The sequence below is a fragment of the Stieleria magnilauensis genome (genome assembly GCA_007753675.1).
Lineage (GTDB): Bacteria > Planctomycetota > Planctomycetia > Pirellulales > Pirellulaceae > Stieleria > Stieleria magnilauensis.
In genome coordinates, this window is the sequence record CP036432.1 from 9,976,712 (window position 1) to 9,985,806 (window position 9,095).

5 protein-coding genes are annotated in these 9,095 nt (G+C 58.9%); 3 read left to right on the forward strand and 2 right to left on the reverse strand.

What is annotated here, in order from left to right:
• Positions 1–50: 50 nt before the first annotated feature.
• A complete protein-coding gene (locus tag TBK1r_RS35510; RefSeq protein WP_419580712.1) occupies positions 51–2,807 on the reverse strand; it encodes a bifunctional acetate--CoA ligase family protein/GNAT family N-acetyltransferase in 2,757 nt (918 codons plus the stop codon).
• Positions 2,808–3,332: 525 nt separating this feature from the next.
• On the opposite strand from TBK1r_RS35510, the gene TBK1r_RS35515 reads away from it, so the two are divergent.
• The 3 genes from TBK1r_RS35515 (at position 3,333) to TBK1r_RS35525 (ending at position 8,024) form a co-directional block, all read left to right on the forward strand.
• Positions 3,333–4,910 carry a sulfatase family protein gene (locus TBK1r_RS35515; protein ID WP_419580713.1) on the forward strand — a complete coding sequence of 526 codons (1,578 nt, stop codon included), beginning with the start codon at positions 3,333–3,335 and terminating at the stop codon, positions 4,908–4,910.
• Positions 4,911–4,938: 28 nt separating this feature from the next.
• Positions 4,939–6,450, forward strand: a complete 1,512-nt coding sequence (locus TBK1r_RS35520; protein WP_419580714.1) for a sialate O-acetylesterase — start codon at positions 4,939–4,941, stop codon at positions 6,448–6,450.
• 95 nt (positions 6,451–6,545) lie between these two features.
• Positions 6,546–8,024 carry an arylsulfatase gene (locus TBK1r_RS35525; RefSeq protein WP_145220694.1) on the forward strand — a complete coding sequence of 493 codons (1,479 nt, stop codon included), beginning with the start codon at positions 6,546–6,548 and terminating at the stop codon, positions 8,022–8,024.
• 197 nt (positions 8,025–8,221) lie between these two features.
• Here TBK1r_RS35525 and TBK1r_RS35530 read toward each other — a convergent pair whose 3' ends face one another.
• On the reverse strand, positions 8,222–9,043 hold the full coding sequence (locus tag TBK1r_RS35530; protein ID WP_145220696.1) for a hypothetical protein: 822 nt from the start codon (positions 9,041–9,043) through the stop codon (positions 8,222–8,224).
• Between the last annotated feature and the right edge of the window lie 52 nt (positions 9,044–9,095).

The following is a 9,095-nucleotide window of genomic DNA, read 5'->3' on the forward strand; positions in this document are numbered from 1 at the left end:
TGGCGCGTCGTTGATCGTGGCGACGGTTGCCTCGTTGAGGCCTACATCATTCACGTCAGGATCAGAGGCGACAGACGCTTTCGGGCGATCACCACATCGTCGGATTGGCTGCGGTCCATCACGAAACCACGGTTGGTAAACATGGTGATCATCCGCGAGTTTCTGGGCGCCATTTCGGCGACGACGGATCGAATTCCCCAATCGGCGCAGATCCCCAGGCAGTAGTCCATCAACACCGAGCCGAGCCCGATGCCTTGCCAGGGATCGCCGACCAGAATCGCAAACTCCGCTTCGTGGTGATCGGCATCGGCGACCAGGTGGCAGACCCCGAGTAGCTTCCGCTCACCGTCTTCCTCGGCTTCGGCGACGATCGCGATTTCTCGGTCGTAGTCGATATAACAAAACCGCGTGGCCATCTCGTGGGTCGACGCTTTGAACATGTAACGGTAACGCATGTGAAGCGATTGGGGTGAGCAACTGGCCAACAGGCGGTGCCACATCGGTTCGTCTTCGGGCTTGATCGGACGCAGCAGGATCGAGGTCGAATCCTTCAACAACATCCGCTTGGTGTATTCGTCCGGGTAGGGCCGAATCGCGAGATGTGAATAGGGCCGAACGGGATGCAGCACGGTGTGATGATCCACCACGATCCGGGCGTCCAGGGCGATGACGTCGTGGCTGGTCACCAACAGCGGGTTGACATCCAGCTCCGTGATTTCGGGATAGTCCGCGACGAGATAGGAGAGCCGCATCAAGACCTCGACCAGTCGGTTCAGATTGATGCCGGGACGCCCGGGTTCACCCTCCAGCAAAGGCCATGACTTCAGCGATTGGACCATCCGTCTGGCAAGACGCTCGTTCAGCGGCGGCAACTCGAGTGCCAGGTCTCGCAACACTTCGGTGGTCGTCCCACCGGCACCGACCATCAACACGGATCCGAAGACCGGGTCGCGTTTGGCGCCAACGATCAGCTCGCGACTATTCGGTTCGACCAACATGCGTTGGACCGTGACCCCGTCGATTCTGGCGTCGGGGCAGAGTTCCTTGGCCCGCTTCAGAATCTGATCATACGCCCGAGCGACGTCGGCGCGGTTGGCCAGATTCAGCTCGACGCCGCCGACGTGTGTCTTGTGCGTGATGTCGGGCGAGAACACTTTGAGAGCGACGGGGTACCCGACCCGCGCGGCGCACTCGGTCGCATACGCCAACGAACAGGCGACATGGGTGGGGATGACCGGAATGTCGTGCGCCTGCAGAAACGCCTTGGACGTGGTCTCGGTCAGCACGTCGTGACCCTCGCTCAAATACGTCTTGACGAGGGAACGCTGTTTCGCACGATGAAGCGGAAACTCGATCGGAACTTCACGCGGTGTTTCGTACAACGTTTCGCGGTTCCGCCCATAGGACACGAGGTTCATGAACGCTCGAACGCCTTTTTCCGGTGATGAATACGTCGGGATGCCCGCCGCATTGAGCCGTTCGGTGCCTTCGCGAACCTTGCCGCCTCCCATCCACGCTGCCAGGATCGGTTTCGACGCATGTTTGGCGGCCTGCACCACCGCCGCGGCGGTGCCGGTCGGGTCGGTCGTCGCGTAGGGCGACAGCACCACCAACACGCCATCGACGCCCCGGTCGGCCAGCACGAGTTCCACCGAGGACTGAAACCGTTCTGGCGTGGCGTCCCTGAGCACATCGACCGGATTGCCATGCGACCAGGCCGGCGGCAGTCGTTGGCTCAACTTTTCGATCGTGTCATCGGACAACTTCGCCAGCGAACCCTGCTGATCGAGTAGCTCATCGGTCGCCATCACGCCTGGCCCGCCGGCATTGGTGATGATCGCCAACCGAGGTCCGGAAGGCGTCTTCTGTTGCGACAGAAGTTTCGCGCAGTCGAACAACTGCTCCACGCTGTAGACCCGAAACACGCCGGCCCGTTTCATCGCAGCTTCATAGACACTGTCGACGCCGGCCATCGTTCCCGTGTGCGTGGCCGCAGCCTCGGCGGACCCCGAGAACCGGCCCGCCTTGTAAGCGATGATCGGCTTGGTTCGGGTGAATGCCCGGGCTGCCGACATGAACTTGCGGGGCTCGGTGATCGACCCGACGTACAAGATGATCGACCGCGTCCATCGGTCGATCGCGAAATAGTCAATCAGATCAGCGATGCCGACGTCCAACATGTTGCCGACGGAGACGAAATGCGAAAAACCGACGTTCTCTTGGATCGACCAATCGAGCACGGCGGTGCAGAGCGCCGCGGACTGGGAAATGAACGCGATGTTCCCCTTGGGTGGTAAATCACTGACGAAACTGGCGTTAAGTGAAAGGTGCGGCGCCATGATGCCCAGACTGTTCGGCCCCACGATCCGCAAGCCCTCGTACGCCGCAGCGGATTGTAGCACCGCCTGTTTGAGGACTTTTCCGCCGGGTGCCGCCTCGCGAAATCCAGAGGTCAGTATGACCAATCCCCGAATGCCCGCCTCGCCACACGCGCCGACGTATCGCGGCACCGTCTCGGCCGGACTGCAGATCACCGCCAAGTCCACGGCCTCGGGCAAGTCGGCGATCGCGCCATAACACGGCATGCCACCGACATGGGTGTACCTGGGGTTGACCCGGTACACCGGCCCGGTGAAACCGCCCGAAACCAGATTGTCGAGCACGATCCTGCCCGCGCTGGATCGACGTTCGCTCCCACCAATCACGGCCACGCTACGGGGCGCGAAGATCATATCTAGATTGCGGATCGGCATGGCGAACTGCTCGCAGGTCTTGAGCGTGGCATCGGCCTGCATCTTGCGAACCATCAAATCGTCGGCTGCATCACGACCTCGATTGTCTCACATTGCACATGCAATGCAAATCGCAAGACGTCGACCGGGAAAACACTGGGGGGGCGATCCCCGTCCGATCCCGTCAATGTTTTCGATGCGGCTAGCAATGCAACCGTTCAGCCTGTTCGTTCTCCTGCGTTTGATGTTCTTCAAAGACTTCCCGCTGCGTCAGCGGAGGCGAGGGATCGGATGTCGTGGACTTGAAGGCGCCGCCCCTAACCAACTACTCGCCTCCGCTGACGCGGCGTGATGTCAACATTCCGGCCGTTGCCGTGCAAGGTCACCCGAAGCGAACGACTGAGACGATCTTTCGGCTACAATCCTTGGCGTTGTGGGTCGCGACAGCCATGGCAATCGCTCCCGCTTGTTGACTCGCCCCGGCGATTGCAGTGTCGCCACGGTCCGGTTCTGCGCCGGTGATCGGGGCGACCGGGTGCGTGTGGGGGGATTCATCACGGCTTCCCTGCCCTTTCGATTCGACTTGGAGAGTTCAACGTTTTGAACAAGACATCGCTTCTCGTTTGGTCTGCCGGATGGCTCATCGCGTTGGCGTCGGTCCACGCCGCTCGGGCCGCCGACGTCCTTCCCAACGTCGTCGTGATCTATGCAGACGATCTCGGCTTCGGTGATCTGTCGTGCTACAACGACGAGGCGCCTTACAAGACGCCTCGCTTGGATCAGATGGCGGCCGAAGGCATTCGTTTCACCGATGCGCACAGTCCCTCCACGATTTGTTCGCCATCGCGATACGGACTGTTTTCCGGACAGCAGATTTATCGTTCGACCGGCCGGGGCGGTGGAGCGTTCGAAGGACCAAGCGGCCCCAGCTATCTCAAGCCCGGCACGCAGACGATTGCCGACATGCTGAAACAGAAGGGCTATCGCACCGGTGTCTTTGGCAAGTGGCACGTGGGACTCAGCTGGTTCGACAAAGACGGACAGCGTCTCGCTGGCGGCTTCGAGAATTCGCTGCTGATCGATTACGAGAAGAGTACGCCGCTGATCGATGGCCCCAACGCCAGAGGCTTTGACGAATCGTTCATCACACCCAATTGCCCCAATACCGACCCGCTGTACATCTACATCGAAAACGGCATGGTCCCGACGCCGGCCAGTGAGCGACACAAACGCGACACGCTGCCCAACCCCGGTGGCAAATGGCGGTGGGACAACGACGAAGGCTGGAAGTCACCGGGCTATGACTTTATCAATGCCGACCTGCTGTTCTACGAAAAGACGAAAGCGTTCATCACCGATCACGTCCGACAAACGCCCGACAAACCTTTCTTCGCCGTGCTGTCGACTCAGATCGCTCACGCACCGGTGTTGCCGGCCGACGAATTCAACGGAGTCACCGACGCCGGGGCGCGAGCCGATTTCGTCTGGCAGCTGGACGCGATCGTGGGACGCGTGATTGATTTGTTGAAGGAGCTGGAGATCGATGACAACACCTTGGTGATGTTCAATTCTGACAACGGGGCCGAGACGCTGCACGTTCACTGGATGCGGCAAGATCACCAGCACGATCCGTCAGGCGGCTGGCGAGGCATGAAGCGCGACGGCTGGGAGGGCGGTCACCGCGTCCCCTTCATCGCGCGATGGCCGGGACACATCCCGCCCGGCCAGGTGACCGCTCAAATGACCAACACCACCGACATCTTCGCCACCGTTGCTTCGGTTGTCGGCGTTGCACTGCCCGACGACGTGGCAACGGACAGCTTTGACATGCTGCCGGTGATGCTGGGACAACAGCCAGAAACCGATTCGATTCGCCCCCATCTGTTGACGCAGAGTTTTCGTGGCGAGTTTCAGATTCGCCAGGGACACTGGAAGTATCTCGATCACAAAGGTTCCGGCGGCAATGGGTACGAACAAGGCAACATGGCACTGTATGCGCTGCCCGAACTCGCACCGGATGCACCCGGACAGCTGTACAACTTGAAAACCGATCCCGGCGAGACGACCAATCTGTACTTCAAGGAAGAAGCCAAACGCAAAGAACTGCAAGCCCTGCTGACAAGATTGAAGGCATCCGGCCGCAGTGCTCCCACAGGCCGCACGCCGTTCCGCAAGTAAATCCATCAAATAAAACGGGTCGACGATCATGTCACGACTTTCGTTCCTGCTCGCATTCGTGATGGCGATCACTTGCACCGCCACGTCGGCGCAACAAGCCACATCGCTTCAAAACACCGCCGCTGCCAAATCCACAGACAACGCTCTGACCGTGGCGGGCCTGTTCAAGGACCACATGGTTCTTCAGCGTGAATGCGACGCCGCGATCTGGGGAACGGTAGAAGCTGGGCGCACCGTTGTGGTCGCCCCTTCCTGGACGCACGACACGTTTACGGCCACCGCGAACGAGCACGGCCATTGGCGCACGTCGATCAAGACGCCGGCAGCGGGAGGCCCCTTCCGGATCGACGTAAACAGCGGTTCGGAAACGAAGCAACTGTCCGACGTGCTGATCGGCGAAGTCTGGATCTGCTCCGGCCAATCGAACATGCAGTGGAAGCTGCGAGGCTTTGGAGTGGACCACTTCAAAGAGGATGTCCAGAAGGCAACGATTTCGACGATTCGGTTCTGCGATGTGCCACAGGTTTTGGCTTTGAATGGCCAGGACGATGTGAATGCTCGATGGACAGTCTGCAGCCCCGAGACGGCGTTGAACTTCAGCGCGGTGGCGTACTTCTTTGGTTCTCGATTGCACCAAGAACTCGATGTGCCGATCGGATTGATCTCCACCAACTGGGGCGGATCTTCGGCAGAGGCATGGACCAGCCCCGAAGTTCTCCAACGCGACTTCCCCGAATTCAATGAGCAGTCTGCGACCTACGGCGCGATCGCGGAGCAATCCGGGACCTTGTTCAGCCGCGGTCAGAAACCGCCGAAAGGCTTGAACCAGCGCAGCCCCAGCGTGTTGTTCAACGCCATGATCCGGCCGCTGGTTCCGTTCGCTTTCCGTGGCGTCATCTGGTACCAGGGGGAGTCCAACGTGACGCATCCGGAACAGTATCGCCGGTTGTTCCCCGCGATGATCCGAGATTGGCGGACTCGCTGGGGGCGTGGCAATTTCCCGTTCTACTTTGTCCAGATTGCTCCCTTCGCCTACAAACAAGAACCTGTCAGCGCGGCGTTTTTGCGTGAAGCCCAGATGATGTCGCTGTCCGAACCGAACACCGCAATGGTGGTGACGATGGACGTTGGAAATCCAACCAACATTCACCCCAAACCGAAGAAACCCGTCGGCCAGCGTCTCGCGTTGCTTGCCCTCAAGCACGACTACGGACGAACCGATCTTGTCGCGTCCGGACCGATCTATTCCGGGTACTCCGTCGAGCAAGACGCCATCCGGATTCACTTTGGAGAATTGGAAAGTGGTCTGGCCAGTCGCGACGGAAAACCGCTGACCCACTTCACCATCGCCGGCGCTGACAGAACGTTCGTCGATGCCAGCGCGGTCATCGACGGCGACACGATCGTTGTTCGTAGCGATCAGATCACCAAGCCTGTCGCCGTACGATTTGGCTGGGGTAGTGGCGACATGACCAATCTATCCAATCAGGCCGGACTGCCCGCATCATCGTTCCGGACCGATGACTGGCCGATTCGTTGACGAGTGCCGTCGATGATTGGGGCCGTCGATGATTGGGCGACAGGGGCCGTCGCCACACACTGAATCACTCACCCCTACCCGAAAATCTATCTCAAATGAAACGAAACGCTGTACTGACGCTTGTTGCCGCGACGATCGTTTTCGTCGGCCTGGCCGGGGAAGATTCGCGATCCACGGCCCATGCCGCCGAGCCCCAACGGCCCAACATCATCTACATCATGCTCGACGAGTGGGGCTACTTCGAATCGGGGCACATGGGAAACACCGATCTGTTGACCCCGAACATCGACCGTTTCGCACAAGAGGGCATGCGGTTGACCAATGCCTACGCAGGTGCTCCCGTCTGCGGCCCGACCCGCTGTTCGCTGCTGACCGGTCTCCATGCCGGACACATGTCGATGCGAAAGAACGACGGGTTTTCACCGATTCGCGCAGAAGAACCCACTCTGGGCAGCATGCTCAAGCAACAGGGGTACGCCACGGGTGGATTCGGCAAGTGGGGCATCGGCGGACGCGGCACTTCCGGTGTCCCCGAACAGCACGGCTTCGATTTGTTCTTCGGCTACTACGACCAAGTCCACGCCCACACGTTTTATCCGCGCTACCTGATTCGAAACAGCGTCGAGGTGCCACTGCCAGGCAATCCCGGACTGAGCTTCTACGAAGGCGAGACCCATGCCCATCTCGCAATCTTCGATGAGTCGTTGAAGTTCATCCGCAAGAACAAAGACCAAAGCTTCTTCTGCTATCTTCCCTGGACGCCGCCCCATGGTCTGTGGGGCATTGATGAAGACGATCCCTCCTGGCAACTCTTCAAAGACAAACCGTGGACTGCGGGCCAGCAGACAGAAAATGATGCCAAGGTCTATGCCGCGTTCTTGCATCTGATCGACCGCCAGCTCGGGCAGATCATCAGCCTGTTGAAAGAGTTAAAGATTGACGACAACACCGTGATCTTTCTCTGCGGCGACAACGGTGGACAGGACTATTTTGCGACCCCGGAACGGCCACACGGATTCTTCGGTCCTAATCTGAACCCCGAGACCGGCGAACGTTTTCGCGCCGGGAAAGGATCGCTGTATGAAGGCGGCCTCAAGGTGCCCTATCTGGTGCGTTGGCCGGGCAAAATCGAGCCGGCTTCGGTCTCGGATCACTTGCTCTACTATCCGGACATCATGCCGACACTCGCGGCCATCGCCGGCGCGGCGTGCCCGGCCACCGATGGCCTGTCGTTCGCCCCCACCCTGTTCGGGCAACCCGATCAGCCCACGCACCCCTTTCTGTACTGGGAATACCAAGGCCAGACGGCGGTACGGATGAATCAGTGGAAAGCCTATCGAGGCAGAAGCGGAAGCTGGGAACTGTACGACCTCTCCCAAGACGTCGAAGAAAAACAGAACGTCGCAAACGAACATCCGGACGTCCTGAAGCAGCTCATCGCACAGGCCGACGAGGCACACGACCCGGTTCGACCCGGCGAAATTTACGACCGTCAGTTGACCGACAAGGACCATCGCCAAGCTCCACACAAAGGAAACCTGGAATTCTTGAAGCGTAGCAGTGGGGCCAACTGACGCGGCGAAACGTCCCGCGATCGATAGGGCCATTAGGACTTGTGGGGCCTATCCGTTTTAGATGTCCTATGGGCCCGATTGCCACCATCGCTGCCCCGGCAACCTGGATGAGCCGAACAAGAAAGCGAGATATCCAACTTCGCCCATGCTGAAGCCTCACCCCTCCACGTCGGCGCTAGCGATGCGAGGGTCCAGGCTTATTGCGATTCGGTCTCCTGGTGTTTGAAGCGATACAAGGAGTACGGCTCTCGTCCTCTCATAGCGACAGGATAGGGCATCTTCTCGACATGCCATATTTCCCGGCCCCTCAATTTGGCCGTAAATTCAAGGGCAGCCATCCGCATCATCGCAAGATGCCACTGAAGAGTGCCCGAATCGTTCTTTCTTGATTCGATTAAAACGATCACTTCCGGATCGGTCCCTTGCACGAATGAAAATAGTGCGCCATCAAGGACGTTCGATTTGTCGTTGCCATACCGAAAGAGCGGCTGAGAAAGTAATCGCAAGTTATACTTCTCTCCTTCCTTATTAATACTCGTGACTTCCAACTGCCGCGTGATCGATCGCATTTGTCGAAGCCGCACGAAGGGGGATTCATCGACGATGGGTGCTTGAGTGATTGGCTTCAATTGGACGCCTGGCTTCGTGGTTTTCCATACCAATTTACCGTCGTGTGACCCCTCGACAGGCCTGGCTGATAGCGAATGAAATTCGTGGGTCGCGTGCTTGTGAGGCTCGTACCATTGCAAAATAGACCCAATGACTTCTGGCCGACCGTCTTCGGTCCAAACGAAGACATTGCCATAAATGACGCCAATCACCGGGTTGGACCAATGCAGAAGCGAATTGGGATGGAACGTCAGGCTTTCCGACGGATCGTCTGCGAGCCGAAACTCGTAATGCGATGCCGCCTCCGTTGTGGTTTTAAGCGCCTCGGCAATACGAGGATCCGGTTCTTCAGTCGCGCTCGTACCAGCCAAGGAAACTGAGAACAGAGCGAACGCAAAAATTCTTCGCATCAGGACCTCCGGTCGATCTGGCACACGAGTACATAAAGTTTTGAGATTGATG